Origin of the sequence: Microcoleus sp. MON1_C5 (assembly GCF_036701875.1) — a bacterium.
In the GTDB taxonomy this organism is placed as follows: Bacteria; Cyanobacteriota; Cyanobacteriia; order Cyanobacteriales; family Microcoleaceae; genus Microcoleus.
In genome coordinates this window covers 13250-34016 of the sequence record NZ_JAUBRN010000041.1, presented here as the reverse complement: position 1 = coordinate 34016, position 20767 = coordinate 13250, and the positions used below count along the sequence as shown (strand labels likewise).

The 20767-nt window shown below is 45.8% G+C and carries 19 protein-coding genes and 1 pseudogene; 12 read left to right on the top strand and 8 right to left on the bottom strand.

The annotated features are described in order from the left end of the window. Positions 1-4: 4 nt before the first annotated feature. Positions 5-796 (bottom strand): cobalamin biosynthesis protein, encoded by a 792-nt coding sequence (locus QUA71_RS19375; RefSeq protein ID WP_333287433.1) that lies wholly within the window; start codon positions 794-796, stop codon positions 5-7. A gap of 120 nt (positions 797-916) precedes the next feature. On the opposite strand from QUA71_RS19375, the gene QUA71_RS19370 reads away from it, so the two are divergent. Further along, entirely contained in the window at positions 917-1279 is a 363-nt protein-coding gene (locus tag QUA71_RS19370) for a hypothetical protein (RefSeq protein ID WP_333287431.1), read from the top strand. Between the two features lie 58 nt (positions 1280-1337). Here QUA71_RS19370 and QUA71_RS19365 read toward each other — a convergent pair. Next, positions 1338-1581, bottom strand: a pseudogene (locus QUA71_RS19365) (TetR/AcrR family transcriptional regulator); the annotation flags it as partial. Positions 1582-1656: 75 nt separating this feature from the next. Between QUA71_RS19365 and QUA71_RS19360 the strand changes: the two are divergent. Continuing rightward, the gene (locus tag QUA71_RS19360) at positions 1657-2019 is read left to right on the top strand and encodes a hypothetical protein (RefSeq protein WP_333287429.1); all 363 of its coding nucleotides are present in this window, start codon (positions 1657-1659) and stop codon (positions 2017-2019) included. A gap of 114 nt (positions 2020-2133) precedes the next feature. Here the strand turns inward: QUA71_RS19360 and QUA71_RS19355 are convergent, their stop codons facing one another. After that, positions 2134-2748 (bottom strand): helix-turn-helix domain-containing protein, encoded by a 615-nt coding sequence (locus tag QUA71_RS19355; protein ID WP_333287427.1) that lies wholly within the window; start codon positions 2746-2748, stop codon positions 2134-2136. A gap of 282 nt (positions 2749-3030) precedes the next feature. On the opposite strand from QUA71_RS19355, the gene QUA71_RS19350 reads away from it, so the two are divergent. Together QUA71_RS19350 and QUA71_RS19345 are read left to right on the top strand one after the other, a co-directional pair. Continuing rightward, positions 3031-4626 carry a pitrilysin family protein gene (locus QUA71_RS19350; RefSeq protein ID WP_333287425.1) on the top strand — a complete coding sequence of 532 codons (1596 nt, stop codon included), beginning with the start codon at positions 3031-3033 and terminating at the stop codon, positions 4624-4626. Positions 4627-4964: 338 nt separating this feature from the next. Next, positions 4965-6446 (top strand): pitrilysin family protein, encoded by a 1482-nt coding sequence (locus QUA71_RS19345; protein WP_333287423.1) that lies wholly within the window; start codon positions 4965-4967, stop codon positions 6444-6446. A gap of 278 nt (positions 6447-6724) precedes the next feature. Here QUA71_RS19345 and asnS read toward each other — a convergent pair whose 3' ends face one another. After that, entirely contained in the window at positions 6725-8116 is a 1392-nt protein-coding gene (asnS, locus tag QUA71_RS19340; protein WP_333287421.1) for an asparagine--tRNA ligase, read from the bottom strand. Between the two features lie 113 nt (positions 8117-8229). Next, positions 8230-8595: a DUF2203 domain-containing protein gene (locus QUA71_RS19335; protein WP_333213981.1), complete on the bottom strand. Its 366-nt coding sequence runs from the start codon at positions 8593-8595 to the stop codon at positions 8230-8232. 207 nt (positions 8596-8802) lie between these two features. On the opposite strand from QUA71_RS19335, the gene QUA71_RS19330 reads away from it, so the two are divergent. After that, positions 8803-9078: a DUF6439 family protein gene (locus tag QUA71_RS19330; RefSeq protein ID WP_006631172.1), complete on the top strand. Its 276-nt coding sequence runs from the start codon at positions 8803-8805 to the stop codon at positions 9076-9078. A 264-nt stretch (positions 9079-9342) separates the two neighbouring features. On the opposite strand, the gene QUA71_RS19325 is transcribed toward QUA71_RS19330, so the two are convergent. Continuing rightward, entirely contained in the window at positions 9343-9831 is a 489-nt protein-coding gene (locus QUA71_RS19325; protein WP_333287419.1) for an anti-sigma regulatory factor, read from the bottom strand. A gap of 697 nt (positions 9832-10528) precedes the next feature. Between QUA71_RS19325 and QUA71_RS19320 the strand changes: the two genes are divergently transcribed. The 4 genes from QUA71_RS19320 (at position 10529) to QUA71_RS19305 (ending at position 14671) form a co-directional block, all read left to right on the top strand. Next, the gene (locus QUA71_RS19320; protein ID WP_333185461.1) at positions 10529-11422 is read left to right on the top strand and encodes an alpha/beta fold hydrolase; all 894 of its coding nucleotides are present in this window, start codon (positions 10529-10531) and stop codon (positions 11420-11422) included. 143 nt (positions 11423-11565) lie between these two features. Continuing rightward, positions 11566-12552 (top strand): aldo/keto reductase, encoded by a 987-nt coding sequence (locus QUA71_RS19315; RefSeq protein WP_333287416.1) that lies wholly within the window; start codon positions 11566-11568, stop codon positions 12550-12552. 162 nt (positions 12553-12714) lie between these two features. Continuing rightward, positions 12715-14118 carry an AAA family ATPase gene (locus QUA71_RS19310; RefSeq protein ID WP_333287414.1) on the top strand — a complete coding sequence of 468 codons (1404 nt, stop codon included), beginning with the start codon at positions 12715-12717 and terminating at the stop codon, positions 14116-14118. Positions 14119-14128: 10 nt separating this feature from the next. Beyond that, positions 14129-14671 carry a hypothetical protein gene (locus QUA71_RS19305; protein ID WP_333287412.1) on the top strand — a complete coding sequence of 181 codons (543 nt, stop codon included), beginning with the start codon at positions 14129-14131 and terminating at the stop codon, positions 14669-14671. A 118-nt stretch (positions 14672-14789) separates the two neighbouring features. On the opposite strand, the gene QUA71_RS19300 is transcribed toward QUA71_RS19305, so the two are convergent. After that, complete coding sequence (locus QUA71_RS19300) at positions 14790-14930, bottom strand: hypothetical protein (RefSeq protein WP_333287410.1); 141 nt, start codon at positions 14928-14930, stop codon at positions 14790-14792. Positions 14931-15038: 108 nt separating this feature from the next. Then, a complete protein-coding gene (locus QUA71_RS19295) occupies positions 15039-16730 on the bottom strand; it encodes a transglutaminase domain-containing protein (RefSeq protein ID WP_333287408.1) in 1692 nt (563 codons plus the stop codon). A gap of 422 nt (positions 16731-17152) precedes the next feature. Here QUA71_RS19295 and QUA71_RS19290 point away from each other — a divergent pair, with 422 nt between their 5' ends. The 3 genes from QUA71_RS19290 to QUA71_RS19280 all read left to right on the top strand — a co-directional run bounded on the left by QUA71_RS19290 (position 17153) and on the right by QUA71_RS19280 (position 20578). Beyond that, positions 17153-18022, top strand: coding sequence for a DUF928 domain-containing protein (locus tag QUA71_RS19290; RefSeq protein WP_333287407.1), 870 nt, complete (start codon positions 17153-17155; stop codon positions 18020-18022). Between the two features lie 168 nt (positions 18023-18190). Continuing rightward, the gene (locus QUA71_RS19285; protein ID WP_333287405.1) at positions 18191-18433 is read left to right on the top strand and encodes a hypothetical protein; all 243 of its coding nucleotides are present in this window, start codon (positions 18191-18193) and stop codon (positions 18431-18433) included. Positions 18434-18457: 24 nt separating this feature from the next. Further along, positions 18458-20578, top strand: coding sequence for a ShlB/FhaC/HecB family hemolysin secretion/activation protein (locus QUA71_RS19280; RefSeq protein WP_333287403.1), 2121 nt, complete (start codon positions 18458-18460; stop codon positions 20576-20578). Positions 20579-20767 lie beyond the last annotated feature (189 nt).

The window sequence follows — 20767 nt, the reverse complement described above, 5'->3', positions numbered from 1 at the left end:
TAAATTATCCCAGATACTCGATCGGGCAAACTGCAACCGCTACTGTTACCGCAGAACCCGCCCTAACCCCTCCTTGTGAAAGGGGGGGATTTTTGCTGCGAAATATTTGTTTAGGGACTAAGAGGGGATTTGAACCGCAGATTAACGCAGATGGACGCTGATGATTGATGGATATCTGCGTTAATTCGCGTTCATCTGCGGTTAAATTTTCTTCTCTAACTGCACAAAGTGCCGCAGCTTCTGCTACGCTGGGCGTCCCGACTGCTTTTGCTGCAATATTTGAAGGATTGGGGACTTCTACGGAACTTAAAATTTCAGCCGCAAAGGTTTTTAACGGCCAGTTTCGCTCTTGACAAAGTTCTAACAAGCCGACTTCACCTGCTTTAGTGTCTATTGTAGCAATACCTGCGATCGCACTTTCGGCTAAATGATAAGCACGGCATACTTGTTTAATCGCAGTTTCGATTAATTCTCGCCCTGTTCCGCGTTCGCAACCTATCCCTATCCACAACACTCTCGGATGCCACTGAACCTTTGGCAAAGCAGATTCCGGGGAAAATCTTCTCTGGGTGAAACTAATCCAAATTCTGGCTTTGATAGTTGATAGATTTTCCCCATCCCAATACAAAGAATGTTTTTCTGGCAGACTCTTTTGCCACAAAGTAGAACCCACTTCTTGAATTACTTCGACAGTTTCCCCTCTAGCCATAGCCACCGCCACTCCTGTCCAGTCACCTTCGCCCCGCCTCCAACCGCTGGGAATGTCTAGCATATCTAAAGTAAATTCATCGCTCATTATTCAGTTATCTCTTCTGTAGTTTCACTGCGACCGCAATCTTAAAAAAAAATTAACACTCTGTTTATTGAAAATCTGGGTATAATTGTAGCGCAAACTACAACAAATCCAACATTTAAGATGGTAGAACTAAATCAGTTACTGTTAGAGCTTGAAAGCAACCTCAAATGGGAAGGACTTATAGAAGAATGGACAGAACGCCGGGAAAGTTGGGTTAGCGATGCGGCAGCATCAGTTAACCTGACATATCTAGCAGAATTGCTAGTTGAATTGGAATCTAACTTGCAGTGGGAATCGGTGGATATTCAGTGGCAAGAGCGCCGGGAAAGTTGGGTAGAAGAATGTCTGGCAGCATCGATTGTTCAAGAAGTATCAAGTTTATTGCTGGAACTTGAAACCAATATAAATTCGGAAGCTATGGCTGATGAATGGCAGCAGAATCGCGAAAATTGGGTACAGCAAATGCACACTTTTAACGAGTAGTTTCGACGAGTCAGAGCCTGTAGATATTGCGTTTTCAGGCTCTAAAATTTCCCAATGACTAATGAGTAATGACTAATTCTTGCTCTTTCTGCCAAACCCCATTCAGAAAAAGATCAGCGAGTCCTTCAGCCATTTCCTGTATTTGCTGCCGAGAAGCATTCGGCTCCATAATCGTATTTTGACTGAAGGGCGCGACTGCAAACATTCCCACCAATACCTGAGCGACAATTTTCGGATTCATCTTTGGATAAACTTGTTTGTCCATCGCCGTTTCCAAATAAAGCCTCCGCCACATCGCTCATTATAAAAAAACAACAGTCTAAATCACTAAAATTTGTACAAATATAGCACAAACTGCAAACAAGACAAAATTTAATATGGTAGAACTAAACCAATTACTGTTAGAGTTTCAAGCCCACTTAAACGGGGATGCAGTGACGGAAGAATGGAAAGAACGTCGCAACTGTTGGATGAGCGAGGTGTCAGCCACCTTTGACGAAAAACACCTAGCCAAATTGCTAGTTGAATTAGAATCAAATTATCAGCGAGAAGCGGTACAAAGTCTCTGGAAAATGATCCGTGAAACTTGGATAAAAGAAGGTCATATAGCATCGACGCTTGAAGAAGTATCAAGTCTACTGCTGGAACTTGAAAGCAATACAACTTGGGAAGTAATGACGGATGAATGGCAGGAAAATCGAGAGAATTGGGTACAGCAAATGTACGAGTTTATAGAGTAACTGGTGATTGGTGAGTGTGAGGGGTTGGTGGTTATTGGTTATTATAACCAATAACCACTAACGCACAAATAATAACCAACAAATGACTAATGACCAATTACTAATGACTAATTATTAATCCTTGACTAAAACCCCATTCAGAAAAATATCTGCGAGTCCTTCAGCCATTTCCTGCATTTGCTGCGGTGAAGCATTCGGCTCCATAATCGTATTTTGACTGAAACCCGCGACTGCAAACATTCCCAAAAATACCTGAGCGACAATCTTCGGATTCATCTTCCGATAAACTCCTTTTTCCATCGCCGTTTCAAAAAAAGCCTCCGCCACCTCGCTCATTTTTCCGATGACTTCCAACTGAATTCTGTCGCGCAAATCCGGGTGAAATTGTGCCTCCAAAAAACACACCCGCATCATGTCGCTATTCTCGCGGATATTCAGCATCCGCCGCCGCATCACCTGAGCCACTGCTTTGTAACTGCCCATCTCGCTTAATTCAGTCAGCAAATCCGTCAGCAACTCCACCCATCCTTCCGTCGCCACCTCAATCAAAATCGCTTTTTTATTATCAAAATGCCGAAATAGCGTACCCTCGGCCACCCCCGCCGCCGCTGCTAAATCGCGAGTTGTCGTGCCGTCGTATCCGCTGCGGGCAAACAACCGCTGAGCGGCTTGTAAAATCCGCTTCTTGGTTTCTGTTTCAGAAGGAGGAGACTGATTAAAAATTCGCATGGCTTTGCAATCGGTAATTGGCGACTTGGAACTACGGGTTCGGGACTGAAGGGCTAAATAATGTTAAGTTTTAAGTTGTGCGCGGCTTTTATCCCAAACTTAAAACTCCTGGCTCAACTCCAGACCCTTTTTGAGATTTGCTGTATCAGCGTAACATCTGCAGCGCAACAGATCGCTTATGCCTCCAAAAATCTTTATCCTGAGAAAAGAATCCCTGGCCACCGAGCACAAACATTTTTTTGTTTGACACTCCAAAATCTAAAATCTAAAATCTAAAATCGAATGACCCCGCAGTTCCAAAAACCCCGTGAAGCGAAGCTATCCCGTAGGGAATCGCCCGATCGCCAAACTCGATTCATAGCCTCCCTGCTGGCCGCTGTACTGCTGTGGTGGGGACTTTCCCCCGAAACCGCCCTCGCCCGCTCCAACCCCGCTAGCGGCGCCCAAGCAGTCTCTGTTCAACCATCACTCGATCGAGTAATCAGCCAAGTCAGCGAATTTAAGCTCGACAACGGCATGAAATTCATCGTACTCGAAAGGCCCAGAGCGCCCGTAGCATCGTTTCTGATTCACGCCGATGTGGGTGGGGCAAACGAACCCGACGGTCAAACAGGTGTCGCTCACTATCTCGAACATTTAGCCTTCAAAGGCACGCCAAAAATTGGCACTACCGACTACCAAGCCGAAAAGCCGCTCTTAGAAAAACAAGACCAACTCTTCGAGCAAATGCAAGCAGCCAAGGCCAGCGGCAAAACTGAAGAAGTCGCCCAATTAAAAGCAGAATTTGACAAAGTTGAAGCCGAAGCTTCGCAATTTGTCAAGCGTAATGAACTCGGCAAAATAGTGGAACAAGCAGGCGGAGTCGGACTAAATGCCGCTACTTCCACCGACGCCACAATGTATTTTTACAGCCTTCCAGCTAATAAGTTAGAAATGTGGATGTCGCTGGAATCCGAGCGATTTCTAGAACCAGTATTTCGGGAATTTTACAAAGAAAAACAGGTAATTTTAGAAGAGCGCAGGCTGCGAACCGAGAATTCTCCGATCGGACAAATGGTTGAAGTTTTTGCTAACAAAGCTTTCTCTGTTCATCCCTACCGCCGCCCAGTAATTGGCTACACTGAAGACATTAAAAACCTCAGCCGCAGCGACGTGCAGAAGTTTTTCGAGACTCACTACGTCCCCAGCAAGCTGACTGTTGCGGTGGTAGGAGACGTGAAAGCTTCGGAGGTGAAGCGACTCGCTCAAATTTATTTCGGTCGTTACAAGGCGAAACCAGCGCCTCCAGAATTGCAGATTGTCGAACCTCCCCAAACGCAAACTCAGGAAGTCACGCTGAAATTAAAAACTCAACCTTGGTATCTGGAAGGATACCACCGGCCGGCGATGAATCATCCCGACAATGCGATTTATGAAATGATTGGTTCTTTGCTCAGCGATGGTCGCACTTCTCGGCTTTACAAATCTTTGGTAGAACAGCAGCAATTGGCGCTGGCTGCTCAAGGTTTCAGCGGTTATCCGGGGGAAAAGTATCCGAATTTGATGTTATTTTACGCTCAAACTGCTCCGGGCCGCACGGTTGATGAGGTGGCGGTAGCTTTGAGCAAGGAAATCGAGCGCCTCAAAACAGAGCCGGTTTCTGCTTTGGAATTGGAGCGCGTGAAAACTCAGGCGAGAGCAGATTTGTTGCGATCGCTCAATTCTAATATGGGCATGGCATTTTCGCTGGTGGACTATCAAGTAAATACTGGTTCGTGGCGAAATTTGTTCAAGGAATTGGATGCGATCGCGGCTGTTACTCCGGCTGACATTCAGCGTGTCGCTCAGGCAACTTTCCGCCCGGAAAATCGCACTATTGGCAAGCTTTTGCCACTGTAAGAAGAAGGAAGAAGGAAGAAGGAAGAAGGAAGAAGGAAGAGGGAAAACTCGTTTCCCGACTCTGCCCATTCCTGACAACTTAAGACTAAAACCCATAATAAATGTCGCTTTTATTCGACTCTAGATCCCCCTAAATCCCCCTTAAGAAGGGGGACTTTGAGAAGAGTCTTGTCCCCCCCTTAATAAGGGGGGTTAGGGGGGATCTGGCAGTTCGTGACAAACAAGAGAGACGGTTGGTTTAACGTTAAGTTGTCACGCCTTGGGTAGAGCCTGGGAACGCATATCCAGAGGCTATGCCTCGCTGTATTATTGTCACAATAAAAAACTTAGGAGAAAGAATGAAAAGGACTAAATTGAGACTGAAAAAAGTAAAGTTATTTCTGCTATCGCTTTGCTTTTTTACTGTTTCACTTGGCACGTTTAATTTGTTACCTTCCTTTGCGGCGGCACCCAAACACTACGACGAATTAACATTTCCCCCGCTGGCAGAAATTAAATTGCCTAAATACACTCGCTTCGAGCTGAAAAATGGCATCCGGGTGTATCTGATGGAAGACCGGGAACTCCCGTTAGTCGGGGGAACGGCGCTATTTCGCACGGGCGAGCGTTTTGAACCTGCCGATAAAATCGGGCTCGGAGGTTTGACGGGAGAAGTGATGCGAACTGGCGGTACTAGCCGGCATACGGCTGATGAATTAAATCAGTTGCTAGAACAGCGAGCAGCGTCGGTAGAAACGGGGATTGATGTTACTTCTGGCAGCGCTAATTTTAGTGCTTTAGCTGAAGATGTGGAACCCGTGTTTGACTTATTTGCGGAAGTGATTCGGGAGCCAATATTTGCTCAGGAAAAGTTAGATTTAGCGAAGAACCAAACTCAAGGTGCGATCGCCCGCCGCAATGACGATCCTAACGATATTACCGGCCGCGAGTTTGAAAAGTTAATTTATGGATCTCGCAGTCCTTACGCGCGCACGGTAGAATACAAAACCCTCGCCAATATTTCCCGCGACGATGTGGCGAGTTTCTACCAGAAATATTTCCACCCCAAGAATATGATTTTGGGTATTTCTGGTGACTTTGATACAGCTAAAATGCGATCGCTCATCGAGCAAAAATTCGGCAATTGGCAACCGAGTCAGAGTGCAGAAGTGCCTGCGTTACCAACGGTATCGCCAGCAAATGGCGGCGGCATATTTTTGGTAAATCAGCCGCAATTAAGTCAAAGTTACGTGCAAATGGGACATTTGGGCGGAATGCTCAGCAGTCCAGATTACGGTACTTTGGACGTGATGAACGGGGTTCTCAACGGTTTCGGTGGCCGTTTGTTTAATAACGTGCGATCGCGCCAAGGCTTAGCTTATTCAGTATACGCCGCTTGGAGTCCGAGATATGACTATCCGGGGGTGTTTGTCGCTGGAGGCCAAACGCGATCGGACGCCACAGTACCATTTATCCAGGCAATTCGCGCCGAGATCGATCGTATCCGCACCGAACCAATTACCCAGGAAGAATTAGCTTTTGCTAAAGATTCCGCCCTGAATTCTTTCATTTTCAAATTTGAAAATCCCAGTCAAACTTTGTCGCGATTAATGCGCTACGAATACTACGGTTATCCCGAAGATTTCATTTTTCGCTACCGCCGCAGCATCGAAGCAGCAACAATTGCCGACGTGCAGCGCGTAGCCAAGACTTACTTGAAACCGGAGAATTTGGTAACATTAGTAGTGGGAAATACAGCAGCAATTCAACCGCCGTTATCGAGTTTGGGAACTTCGGTCAAAGTGCAATCTGTTGATATCACAATTCCCTCGGCGACTTAATCGGTAACAAAGGCTTGCATTCCTCTGTTTTCAGGTAGGGGCGCGGGCCTTCGCCCATTGGTGTCAACTTCAGCCTAAAACCCTTGATAAATATCGCTTTTAGCTGAGTCTAGATCCCCCTAAATCCCCCTTAAGAAGGGGGACTTTGAGAATATTCTTGTCCCCCCCTTATTAAGGGGGGCTAGGGGGGATCGAGGCTTAATCGTCCGACAGTAGACTGATACTACGTTTGACGTTAAGTTGACACCAACGGGCTCTTGGAGTGTCCCTACGTTTTGCTAAAAATCAATGCTCAAAGGTGCTCTCGGAAAAGGAATCACATCCCGAATATTCCCCATTCCCGTCATAAACTGCACTAACCGCTCAAATCCCAAACCAAACCCAGCGTGAGGCACAGTACCGTAGCGGCGCAAATCCAAATACCACCACAATTCCTCCTTATTCATACCCTGGGCTTCCATGCGCCGCTCCAATACATCCAGCCTTTCTTCCCGCTGCGAACCGCCGATAATTTCCCCAATATTAGGAGCCAAAACATCCATTGCTCGCACCGTTTTTTCGTCATCATTTAAACGCATATAAAATGCTTTAATCCCGACGGGATAATCGCTGACAATCGTCGGCTTTTTAAACAAGTCCTCAGCCAAATAACGCTCGTGTTCCGACTGCAAATCCAAGCCCCAACTTACCGGAAAATCAAACTTTTTGTCTGCTTTTTCCAAAAGTGCGATCGCCTCCGTATAAGTAATCCGCTCGAACTGATTGTTAATGATATTTTCAGCAGTAGCCAAAACCGTTTTGTCAATGCGCTCGTTGAAAAACTCCATATCTTCCGGGCACTGCTCCAAAACGTATTTAAAAATGTACTTTAAAAACGCCTCAGCCAGATCCATATTTCCCTGCAGATCGCAGAAAGCCATCTCCGGTTCAATCATCCAAAACTCAGCCAAATGTCGCGAAGTATTAGAATTTTCCGCTCGGAAAGTCGGCCCGAAAGTGTAAACATTTCCGAAAGCCAGCGCCATAACTTCCGCTTCCAACTGGCCGCTAACTGTTAAATAGGCGCGCTTTCCAAAAAAGTCTTTAGCATAATCAACCTCTTGCGAATCCGTGCGCGGCACATTCTTTAAATCAAAGTTGGTAACGGCGAACATTTCCCCCGCACCTTCGCAGTCGCTAGCAGCAATAATCGGAGTGTGAACCCACAAAAAACCGCGTTCTTGAAAAAATTGGTGTACCGCCGCCGAACAAGCATTGCGGACTCGAAAGACAGCACCGTGGGTGTTTGTGCGCGGCCGCAAATGCGCGATTGTCCGCAAAAATTCAAAGGAATGGCGCTTTTTTTGCAGCGGATAAGTTTGCGGGTCTGCATCGCCGTAAACTTGTACTTGTGAGGCTTTCAACTCAATACGCTGTCCCTTCGCCGGAGATGCTACCAACACTCCCGACACCTCTAAAGATGCACCTGTATTCAGTTGTTTTAGTACATTTTCAAAGTCTGGCAAATCGGAATTTATGACTACTTGCAAGTTAGCCATCGCCGAACCATCGTTGACTTCCACAAAGGCAAATTCTTTCAATTCGCGTTTGGTACGAACCCAGCCTTGAACAGTTACAGTTTCGTCGGGTTCACCTGCGCGCAAAATGGCTGCTATTCGTTGATTTGTCATATCGACTCCTGTTTATTTAATATTTATTTTGCACCATCTTTCTCTCTTTGCTCTTCCTCTGCGCCCTCTGCGCCCTCTGCGGTAAATAAAAAAATCAAAAATCCCAACATTGTTCAACCTGCATAGGATTTCAAAATCCAACCGATCAAAATACCGAGTCCCCCAAAGCGAACTGCTTGCCAAAAAGGTTGTTTTATGCTTCCCCAAGAAAACAGGCTGCTTTCTAAATTCAACTCGATAGTTTCCAATTCTTGCTCAATTTCCCGCAATTCTTTTTTGAGTTGCGGCAATGGATTTGGGCGTCCCGACTGGCGGATTTCTTCGCGCCGATGGCCGAGTTCGACTTGGCGCTGTCGATCGACCTGAATTTGAGTGTACCGTTCTTTGACTGCCGCGAGCGATCGCTCTACTGCTGCGAGCGCTTGAACAAACTCGCTTTCTTGCTCTTCCGGATTTAACTCTGACGGCTGTTGAGGCATTTCGATCTGCAAACCTGACAATAATAATAAAAAAAACCGATTTCCAATTAAGTTGTTATTATATGCAGTATATTTTCTAAATTAACGAACTCTAGCCAAATAGACATAACTATAGCAACTTTATCGGCATTTAAAACGTTTTTAATTGCTGAAACCATTGATTTTATCGCATTTTCCTTCTTCCTTCTTCCTTCTTCCTTACCACCTATGCTTGAAACTACACAAACAACCCAAACTGTCAACCTCAACGAGCTGAGCACGGTAGAACTAGCCCAAGCTCTAGCCGCGCGCCTCGCCATCCACGAAAAAGATTGGCACCGCCTCAAAGCCAACCGTTCCGCGCGGGCCTGCGAGCAAGCTGCGGCCGCTTTGGTCTTTTTGCTCAAAAAACAGCCCGAAGAAGCTCTCCCGCGCTTAAACCAAGCAGCAGGATGGCTGGATCGATCGATATCTGCTCCTCCCTGTCCCACCCACGGCAAATAATTAGATTGCTTCGTTCTTCGTAACGCTTGGGGGTGTTGAGTTTTGGCTTGAGTAGTCGCTCAAAACTTAGACAATCGCGCCGCTCGATCGAGCAGCGCGATTGTGAGTTCAAAAAATTTATACTTTTTTAACTCAAAACTCACATTTTGCATTATGATCAGCTATCAATAGCCAGAACGTTCAAATTCTCACTGCAAACTTCAGCCCGAGAACGAAAAATTTTCCCGGTTTAGCTGAGGTTAAAACTGCTGCCAAATAGCAGTTCTAGCGCCAGCGAGGCAGCCGGTAGCGACTGGAAAGTTCTTTGCACAGCCGTAACTCTGTACCTTGAGCATTCCACTCTACCCGATCGAATATTTGGTAAAGAATAAACAACCCCCTACCACATTCCTGTTCCACATGAGGTAGTCCAGAGTCATCTGCAACGTCCTCTGCGAGGAGATTGTCGCAATCATCGGTATAAAGGTTACAACTGCAAGGGGCATTAAAGCCAGAACCTTCATCCGATATCACCCACCAATATTGGTTTTGGACGATCGAAAAACGGACTCCAACAGTTTTACCGGGGTCTAATTTGTTTCCATGCTTAGCAGCATTTACCAAAGCTTCTTGAAGCCCCAACCGCAATTCTGCTTGCCAGTAATCTGGCACCTCTGCTAGGAGCAGATCCAAAATAGGACAAAGGTATAGAGTAGAAGCGAAGCTAATCGTAATCCAATTGCGTCCGACGGGACGGGGTGAAATAGCAATCACTCAGAAAACTCCCTAACTTTCAGGTGGATAAAGTTCACACCCTGCATAGTTGGCTCCCTAGTATTCAAAATGCTAATTAATTGAGCGGCGCAGCTCTACTTCTATATTAGAGTATCAAAGCAATTAAGAACAGCAAACAACGTCACAAAATATTCAGCGATTCTGAGAAACTTCTGCAGAGAACCATCAGTAATTTTACTTATAACTTCTCCCAGCCGCGAAATTTTTGATTTCAGATTTTGCCCACTCGTAACCAAACGGTTCGCTGCATCCCCCAAGCCGTCAACGCCTTTTGAACAAACGATCCCCACCTGGAAAAGCTCGGAAATAACTATAAAAAAGTCGATCCCTTGACCCTCGCCAATCAGGTTCGACCCTCGCCGCCAAGCTTTGCACCCATCGCCCCAGAGCTATCTCTTACCGCCACACAGCACAATCATCATACCTAGGTATGTTGCAGCCAAAACCCGATTTATTTTCCCAAATGCGATCGGGCAAAACCTCTCCCGTTGCTGCGACCCTCACAAAATCAATATTCGTTACAAAACTTATTAATCCTGAGTGCGTAAGATCGCCAGCTCCCAACTCGCTCACATTGACGAATCCTTTGCTAGCGGAGCCCCGGCGCGGATGCCAAACTTTATAAATCTGAGCGTCGCGATACAATAGTTAAAGTAAATAATTATTTCTTTACATCATGCAAACAACCCCAGCCATCACCACAGCCCCCATAGCCGGCACTTACTGGCAGTGGCGGGGGCATTCAGTATACTACGTTCGATCGAGCGATCGGCATCCAGAACGCCCTCCCCTGCTGTTAATTCACGGTTTTGGAGCCTCCACAGACCACTGGCGCAAAAATATCAGCGGGCTGAGCAAAGACTTTGAGGTGTGGGCGATCGACTTGATTGGATTCGGGCGATCGGCAAAACCCGAATTACAGTACAGCGGTGACCTCTGGCGCGACCAACTCCACGACTTTATCACCAACATCATCGGCCGACCCGCCGTACTAGCCGGGAACTCCCTCGGAGGCTACGCCGCCTTGTGTGTAGCCGCCCAGCGCCCGGAATCAGCAGCCGGACTCATATTAATCAACAGCGCCGGCCCCTTCAGCGAACCGCAGCCCGCACCCGAAGCCCCGCCCTTGCAAAAAGCCATATCTGCAGTAGCTAAAACCTTATTTCAGCAAGATTGGGCAAGTTTTCTGCTGTTCCAGTACGTGCGCCAGCGATCGACAATTCGGAAAACCCTAGAAAAAGTATATCTCGACCAAAGCGCCGTTACAGACCAATTAGTAGAAGAAATATACCTTCCCTCCTGCGATCCCGGTGCCCCCAAAGTATTCGCTTCCGTATTCCGAACACCCCAAGGCGAAAAAATTGACGTATTGCTAAGTCAATTAACCTGCCCGTTGCTAATGCTTTGGGGAGAAGGCGATCCGTGGATGAATTCCACAGAAAGAAGCGCTAAATTTCGCAAACACTATCCGCAGTTAACAGAACACTTTATCAAAGCTGGTCACTGTCCCCACGACGAAGTACCAGAACAGATAAACGAACTGATTCGGGCATGGATAATTGACCAATAGTAGATCGGCACATAAATAATTTTCCCCCGGCCATCTCCTCCCTCGGAGAGGGGGAAAATTATCCGATTTGGGGTAAAAATCTATGTATTGTGCCAACACAAACGCGGTTAATTTCTCTCACATATTCTGAGGAGACGGAAACAATGACCCGCAAAAAGACTCGCCGCAATTTTATATTGAGCAGTATAGCTGTTGCCAGCAGCATTGCAGGTGCTAAGGCGATCGAACAGCAGGATCGGGAAATCGCAGCCGCACCCAATAACAAGGCTGCCGCCACAGTAAAAATGCCAGAACGAGTGTTAGGCAACACCGGGGTGAAAGTGCCGATTTTCGGTCTGGGGGGGGCGGGACAAACACCGCTGTCGCAGCCGGGAAGAGAAGCAGAAGCAGCGGTGCAAATTGAACGCGCGATCGAACTAGGCATTCGTTATTTTGACACGGCGGCCGAGTACGGGCCCAGCGAAGAAAACTTAGGCAAAGTTTTGCCACCATATCGATCGCGCCTATTCCTAGCCACAAAAACCTCCGCCCGAGACAGAGATGGCGCGTGGAGAGACTTAGAGCGATCGCTCAAAAGATTGAAAACCGATCGGATCGACTTGTGGCAACTCCACCACGTCTCCTTCCAAGCCGAATTAGACCAAATTTTCAGTGCCAAAGGAGCAATAAAGGCGATCGAAGAAGCCAAACAGCAAAAAATAATTCGTTTTTCCGGCATCACCGGACACCACGAACCTGCTATCATTGTGGCAGGCTTGGAGCGCTATCCTTTCGACACAACATTAATCTCCCTAAACGCCGCCGAAAAACATCACCCGCGCTCCTTTGTTACCAGTGCTTTACCAGTTGCAAAAGCCAAAAACATCGGCGTCATAGCCATGAAAATACCAGCTTACGGCAAATTATTTCAGAACGGTGTTTTAGATGGAATGCACCAAGCAATGGGCTACACGCTTTCACTTCCCGGCGTGCACTGCTGCGTCATCGCCGCTGACTCAGTAAAGCAATTAGAAGAAAACTTCCAAGTCGCCCAAGCATTCAAACCCCTGAACACAACAGAAATGGCAGCACTTGAAAAACGCACCGCCGCCGCTTGGCAAGAAAATACATTTTTCCGACAGTGGACTTAAATGTGATGTTGCCGAAGGCGGCGCTCGTCGCCGCTCTACTTGCTGTTAATATTGAACAGGAATCACCAATCCAGGTATAATGGATTGAGGAATGAAAAATCTATAAAACTAACGGTTTCAGGTTCCTCTCTATCTGATAGTTTATCAACAGGACATTTTTTAATGAAAGTTGAAATTAGGAACTTAGGTGTTATTAAAAAAGCTGAAATTGATTTGAAGCCTTTAACTGTTTTTATTGGTGGTAATGGTGAAGGCAAAACTTGGGCTGCATACACTTTGTCAGCTATCTTTGGGCAACACGGATACCGACATTACTTGAAAGCTTATCTTGACGGTAACACCAAAGAAGGATATCCAACCTTAGATAGCGCTCTTCAGCAACTTTTTGAGGAAGGGAATGCACAAATTGACGCTATTCAATTTGCTAATGAATATGCCGAAACTTATATTAATGATGTGGCTCGTTTAACTCCAAAAAGGATGCGGTCGTTTATGGCTACGGATCGAGCCAATTTTAATGATTTGCACGTACATTTAAATTTAGCAGAAACAAAGGCAGAGTTTTTGGAAAGGATAAAAGCAGCTTCAGTACAGAGAAAAATTTCTTTAGGGTTACTGAATGCTCTTAAAGAAACAGGAGATGGAATACTATACTTCTATTCAGAAGGAGACATTTTGAAAAAGCTCCCTAGAAAAGCGATTAAGCAATTCGTAGTTCGGGAAATTTTCCAGATACTTCACAGAGCCTTTTATGATTATATATATACATTTCCGACTGAAAGAACTGCTTTTATAACTTTTCCATTTAGTCCTTTTCCACGTCGAGAAGTGAGAACTGAAGAACTTTTAACAGACACAGATCAATCTGAATTTGAACAAAGAGGGACGCCTTTAGTTGAACCAGTAAAGAATTTTTTGAACATGATTATACTTAGTTATCAAAAAGAACACAGACAAGGCCGAGAAGAGGAAATCAATAAAAATCCCCAGCTAGGGGAATATGTGAAGTTGGCTGATTTTTTGGAAAAGGAGATTTTACAAGGAACCGTTGGTTTTGAGACAGCCGAATTGCGAGAAGAACTACTTTTTCAACCTGAAGAAAATACTAAGTTGGAGATGCCGATTGTTTCCTCAATGGTAAAAGAACTAGCTCCATTAGTTCTCTGTTTGCGCTATTTAGTAGAACGCAATGAGTTGCTGATAATTGACGAACCCGAAATGAACTTACACCCAGCAGCTCAAGTGGAAATTGCTGAATTCTTGGCGATGTTAGTTAATGCTGGGTTGCAAGTCTTAATTACAACCCACAGTCCGTATATTGTTGACCATCTTGCTAATCTGATGCAAGCCGCCAAGCATGAAGATCCGGAGAGCATTAAAGAAATGTTTTACTTAGAGCGAACTGAGGCTTTTATTCCTCAAGAAAAAGTCTCAATTTATTTATTTAAAGATGGAACTGCCAAGAATATTGTCAGTGAAGAAGGTACAATAAATTGGGAAACTTTTGGCAAAGTGTCTGATGATGTATCTCAAATTTATGCTAGTTTACTAAAAGTAAAAGATTGAGAGATAGTTAATGGCTTTTGATAGTTTGCCGTTTGAACTTTTGCTTTTATCCCCTTGTTTACTTCCCGGTAAAACCTCTTTTAAGGAAAGTAAAGCTTCTGTAAAAGTAGAACCCCAACCGGGCGAAACAATACTTTTTTTTAACATAGATGACCAATCAAATCCTGGTTGTAAGCTGCGTGAATTTTTATGGGGAAAAGCAACAGGTCAACAAATTTGCGATCTGATAGTTTTTTACGCTAAAGAGAGTGAGCGTGTCATCTGTTTTGTAGAATTAAAAGATAATATGAGTGATTTAGGTCATGCAACCGATCAAGTAATTAATACTTACAACAGTTTAAAATTACATCTAAATTCTAGTTATAAAGCAAAAGCGTTCATTTATGGGTCTGCAGGTTCTGTACCCCACGAACATCAGGAGTATCAAAAGAAGTTATCTAAGGTTTTTAAGGAAAATAATTTTGAATTTGGTGGCAGAAATAATGATTTAGGCAATTGTTTGCGAGGTATACCCCCTAAAATAGGTGGAGGTAAGAGAAACAAAAGAAAGTAGAAAAAATATCCTCTGGGCTTATACGTTAATCTGCGGTTCACATTCAAAAAAACAAGGCGATCGCACTAGACAGCCTTGTTTATTATCATAAAGAATGCAGTTTGTCAACAGCAAACCGTTACTTTTTTTTCCGTTTAGCCTTATCTAACCGCCTGCGATCGCGCCACTCAACAGAAGTCAAATAAGCGACCCCGCCAGTCACCGTCACCAGCAGTACAAAGGCGACTAAAACGAGAACATTAGCAATCGAAAATTCCACAACCCCTCTTCCTCTGATTTTACATTTTCTACTTTCGATTTTAGATGAAAAATGTTAACAATTAACAGTTGAATGTTGACGGCTAACTGTTAATTGTTAACACTCGATTCAAACTGCAGGCAAATCTTCCAAAATTGTAAACCTCACATGATTAATTGCCAGAGTTCCCACGGAAACATCCTCCTTGTTCAAAGGAAGACCGCCGCTCGTGAGACGTTGAAACCGAATTCCCTTGCCAATTTCTACGTGATACCAAGCCAAACCCATAAAAAATCGCAAAGGATAAGGGCCTCTGTCTTGAATATCATCAGGATTAGATTCCATCGGCACCCAGCCAAAACCCGGAATGTAAAATTCCAGCCAAACGTGATTGAAATCCGGCTCCAGCGACACACCTTTTCTGTCAGCAAAAGCCGGACACTTGTAGCGCCCGATCGTGCGGCAAGCAATCCCGTTTAACCTAGCCAAAGCCAACAACAAGCCCACGTACTCGCCACAAGAACCGATGCCGCGGCGTAATACAATATCGGGAGTGTCAATGTGAGGCCTAATCCCGTAAGAAAGTTGGTCGTAAACAAAATTGCGAATGCTCAGTAACTGCCTCAGAATATTAGTTTCTGAGCCAAGGGCAGCCACAGCAGCCGATCGCACAATCTCCGTATCCATAGCCAAATTGTCATTATCCACCAAATACTTAGCGGCAAACTCTGGGGACAGCTTCGGAACCTTTTCGACATCCCGAGGCGACAACTGATACTTAATCGATCGAACTTCTAACAAAGCCTTCCAGCCAAAAATTCGGCGTTCCCCAGGGTGCAGCCGATCGAACTTAAACACCGCCACCCGTTCCCCTTCCTGAATTTCCTCAGTAAAAGGCATTCCGATAGGCGTAACGCTCCTTACCTTTTGCCGGTGAGTTTCCGAAGGCAAAGCAATCCGCCACTCCAAATTTTCGATTTCTACCTCATCGAGAGGAGACAGTTCCTCCACATAAGACATTTCCATCAAAAAACCATTTGACAGAGCGTAGCGGTCAGCTTCATTGTAGTAAAAAGACAAAGGCTGAATAAAAGTGCGATCGCGCTTCGTCAACTGAAAAGGATCTTCCGAATTCGGGTCGTCCCGGATGTAAAGTTCATCCCCGGCATAAGCCACGTACAGAACCTCCTCTCCGGTTTCGGAATCTTTGTGAAAAGCCAAACCAGAAGGCAACTCAAAGGGAGTCAAAACACTAAATTTAATCTCCCCAGTTCCCCGTTCCAAACAGTAAACAGTTTGCTCAGTCTTGTCGCAAACCCAAAGTTCCTCATCCCGGACAGTGATATTTTCTACCCCAATACCGGGAGCGTAAAACCGAGTAATTTCCCGACCCGTTTTCAGGTCAAAAACCAGAATAGAACCCAATCTCTGGCAAGTGACATAAAGCGTAGATTTCCAAACAGCAATCCCGTCAGCAGGATAAGAAAGCGAAACAAAATGTTCCGGTTTGAGTTCAGCGATCGCCCCGTCCCGAATTGCGCCCCGACAGCAACAAATATCCTCATCCCGCGCAAACCAGAGAGTATCTTCCGAAATAGCCAGTCCCGTTGCGCCGGCAAACTTAGCCGTTTGATAAGGATTCAAAACAGTAGTGTTGTCACTTTCTCTATCGATCTCCAATAGCAGCCCTTCGGCGCGATCGACAGCGAACAACCTATTTCCTAAAAAAGCAATGCCGTGCAGTGCCAAGACTCCGATGGGTCTTACCATCCGCAGCCCAGGTGGCTGTTTGTCCGAGAGAACAGGTGAATCGAGATTCATGCTAAATTTCTTGCCGGTATTGTACAGAAAACCTGATATGTAACTTGTAGCCGATCGCTTGAGGTTCACCAGCAAAATTGCCGAGTTTCCTGATATTCAGGATTGACGCATCAACCGGGTGTTTTTACGAAAAGACCCGTTGTAGCCTCTTGCTAGAGTTAAAAGAACCCGAATATTAGTCTTTGTCAAAGTTGGGTTTAACAAGCTCAACCCAACCTGCTGCCGTGAATGAAAGTAAGTATAACTACTAAGCTACCACTGACAAACGCAACACAGAATTATATGTTGATCAGAGCGACCCAAATAATCGTATCTGCCTGAAGATATAAATTAAGTACAACGGATTACTATATCCGTCAAAACCTTGGATAGAATAAAACCGTGCGATAAAGTTCCTCGGTTCATCAAAAGGCAGGTTCGTCATGGCTTTGAAGTCTGCTCTAAATATCGGTGCTCTTTCCTTAATTCTGTCTTTAGAGGCAGTTGCCGCCGGTAGTTTTTTAATACCAGCAGAGGCTCTCAACAGCCGCGCAAACATTGTCCCGCGCCCCTCACGGCCGCAGCTACCCCTCAACTGGCAAACAGTTCAACCCCCTGAATCCAGCGGAAGCAGACCAAACATTCAGCCAACGGGAGCCACGTGGAATAGCTTTCAACCGCCGGAGGACGGAGTACCGGGAAGGCGTGAAGGGGGAGGAACCCGCGGCTTAGAATGCCCCACGGCCACAACTGCATTAACTGCGTTGATTCCCCAATCAACTATGGGGCAAACCATATCAGCAAAGCCAACATTTTTCTACTACCTTCCCGTACCCCTCGACAAAACAGTTCAGTTTGAGTTAGCAGACCAAAGAGACAAAACAGTATACAAAAAAAGTTTTCGCATGGTAACTAGCCGTGCAGGTATCGTTAGCGTCAGCCTCGGCTCCGACGACAACTCGCCAGCCCTGGAAGTTGGCAAAAACTATCAATGGTACTTTACTATCAAATGCAACCCAAAAAATACAACAGATGATGTTCTCGTTTCCGGGTGGATCAACCGCACCGCACTCGCCCCAACCGTGAAAACAGAGTTGGAGCGATCGCCCGATGATCGCACCAAGCTCAGTATCTTCGCCCAACAACGTCTCTGGTACGAGTACCTGGCAACTCTAGCTCAATTGCGTATCGAGTCTCCCAGTGATGCCAGTTTAGCGATCAAGTGGTCAGCACTGTTGAACTCAGTCGAACTCGGCAAAATATCCCAAGAACCCTTAGTCGCAAGTGAGTTAACGCCTATCACAAGAAAATAATTCAGCACCAGTTTCAAAAAAGAATGCAACGGTAGGCAAGCCCCAAACGGTGATAGCCATCAGTCAGTCGATTTTAGATTTTAGATTTTAAATTTTAGATTTTAGATTTACTTGCTGCATTGAATCTGGGAGCAGGAACAGGAGTCTAAAATTTTAGGATCTACACTGATGAGCGTTCGGGATACAGTACCCGTTATTGGGCGAGTCATTGCCAAATCTCAAATCTCAAATGGTATGACTGGTGCAGCAAGTACGAAAAACTCGGTTTCGAGCGCCGTATTTGGCAGCACCACAGATGATTTTTGCCTGTTCCGGGTTGTTTGGTCGATCGTCCTAAATAAATTAAAATTTGTGTACCGATCGGCAGTTCGGACTTCTGCCATCTTGAAAGGCGGACTGTGGAGATTTTGATGGTCAAATTTCGCCTAATACTAAATGATAAACTGGCATAGTCAAGCAGCCGACAAACTTATTTTAGAGAAATTATTAATTATGCGCCCGAATGCAAATATTGCACTATTTCGGTTGGGAATTTCACTTTTAACTGGGTTCCCGATGGCTTGCTTTTATGCCAATAAAGCTATATCCCAAACAAAGGATATTTCTCAGTTGCCCATCGCCGCTGACAACTCAGCAGATAGGGGCAATCAAGTATTAGCACTGCAAAAACTGGAAATCAAGCAGGATGAAACAGGAACCAACTTAAATCAGTTTCCCGATTCGATCGACACCAACCCTGAACCAAAAACAAAATCGAACCCCGCCGAGAACAGCCAAGATGCCTGTTCCACAATCGATGGAACTGCTTGTGGTGCGCGCATCTTGCCCGAACAAACAAATCTGGTTGACAACGATCCCCAATGTCAGAACCAGCTACATTGCAATCATGTTTTAGCCCAGAACCAACCCTCGCTGCCTCCAAACCTGCCACCGCCGCCGACGGAACAAGATCCAAATCGCGATCGATTTCTGCAACCGGCCCCGCAGCCTTCCCCAGAACCTCCCCAAGTACCGCCCACAGTAGCGCCGGCGTCCCCGTCGCCAGTTCCCCCAACGCTGCCGAATACACCTATTGAGGTGCAGAAAATTCAAGTAGTTGGCAGCACAATTTTAAGCCAAGACGAAATTAATGCCTTAGTCAACCCGTTAGAGGGCCGTTCTGCCACCCTAGAACAACTCAAACAAATCGCCGACAAAATTACCGAAATTTACCTCAATCGTGGCTACATCACTTCGAGAGCAGTCTTGCCACCCCAAACTATCACCGCAGGGGTAGTCCAAATTCAAGTGATTGAAGGCAAGCTAGCCAGAATTGAGGTAGAAGGAACTAAAAGATTGAATCCAAATTACATCCGCAGCCGGATTCGACTCGGTGCCGGAATGCCTTTAAGCACAGCTTCATTAGAAGACCAACTCCGGCTGCTGCGAGTCGATCCTTTATTTGACAATGTAGAAGCCAGTCTGCGGGCTGGGGATAATGAAGGCGAGAGCATTTTGATTGTCCGAGTCTCGGAAGCTAATCCATTTCAACCTACTTTCAGCATTGACAATTACTCGCCTCCCAGTGTCGGTTCCGAAAGATTGGGAGTTAGTTTGCGGCACCGCAATATAACAGGAAATGGCGACGAACTGGCAGGGGCTTATTATCGATCGCTGGGGGATTCAGATGTGTTTGATTTCAGCTATCGCGTGCCGCTAAATGCGATGAACGGCACTTTGCAATTGAGGGCGGCGCCCAACCGCAACAGTATCGTACAAGAACCTTTTGACGCTTTTGACATTTCAGGAAAATCGCATTTATTTGAAGTTAGTTACCGCCAGCCGCTGCGGAGAACGCCGATCGAAGAATTTGCCTTATCTGCCGGTTTTACTTATCAGACAGGCAGAACTTTTCTCGCCGGCGAACCGTATGCTTTTGGCATCGGCCCGGACTCCAATGGTGTCACCACTACGAGTGCAATTAAGCTGGGACAGGACTACATTCGGCGGGACCCGCAGGGTGCTTGGGCCTTGCGATCGCAATTTACGATCGGCACTAGCTTGTTTGATGCTACTCAAAACGAAGGTTCAGATCCCGACGGACAATTTTTTAGTTGGCTGGGTCAAGTGCAGCGAGTACAGCGATTGAATGACAAACATTTATTAATTTTGCAGGCAGACTTACAGTTGTCAGCTAATAGTTTGTTGCCTTCCCAGCAATTTGTAATTGGCGGCGGGCAATCTTTGCGCGGCTACCGCCAAAATGTCCGTTCTGGGGATAACGGCTTCAGAGTTTCGATCGAGGATCGGATTACTTTGCAGCGCGATGCTTCGGGAAATCCCAAACTTCAATTGGCTCCTTTTTTGGATGCCGGTATGGTGTTGAACGTTGCGAACAATCCTAATAAATTAACCAATGAGACATTTTTAGCAGGTGTGGGTTTGGGGGTAATCTGGGAACCGATACAGCGGGTGAACTTGCGCGTAGATTACGCTTTCCCATTGGTGAGAATTAGCGATAAAGGCGATAATCTGCAAGATAAGGGCATTTACTTCAATATAATTTATACACCCTAAAGGGACTTACTGATATCTGGCAGCATTGTCAGCAACAGGCAAGATGCCTGTTCCACAAAATATAAATTTTCTTGTGGAACAGGCATCTTGCCTGTTCCTAAAAGGCTAATTGAGAATGGTGCAACATATGAGGACTTAGGCACTCGCGGTGTCCTGACTGGGGGTAATATTAATTCCCACGCTACCGGA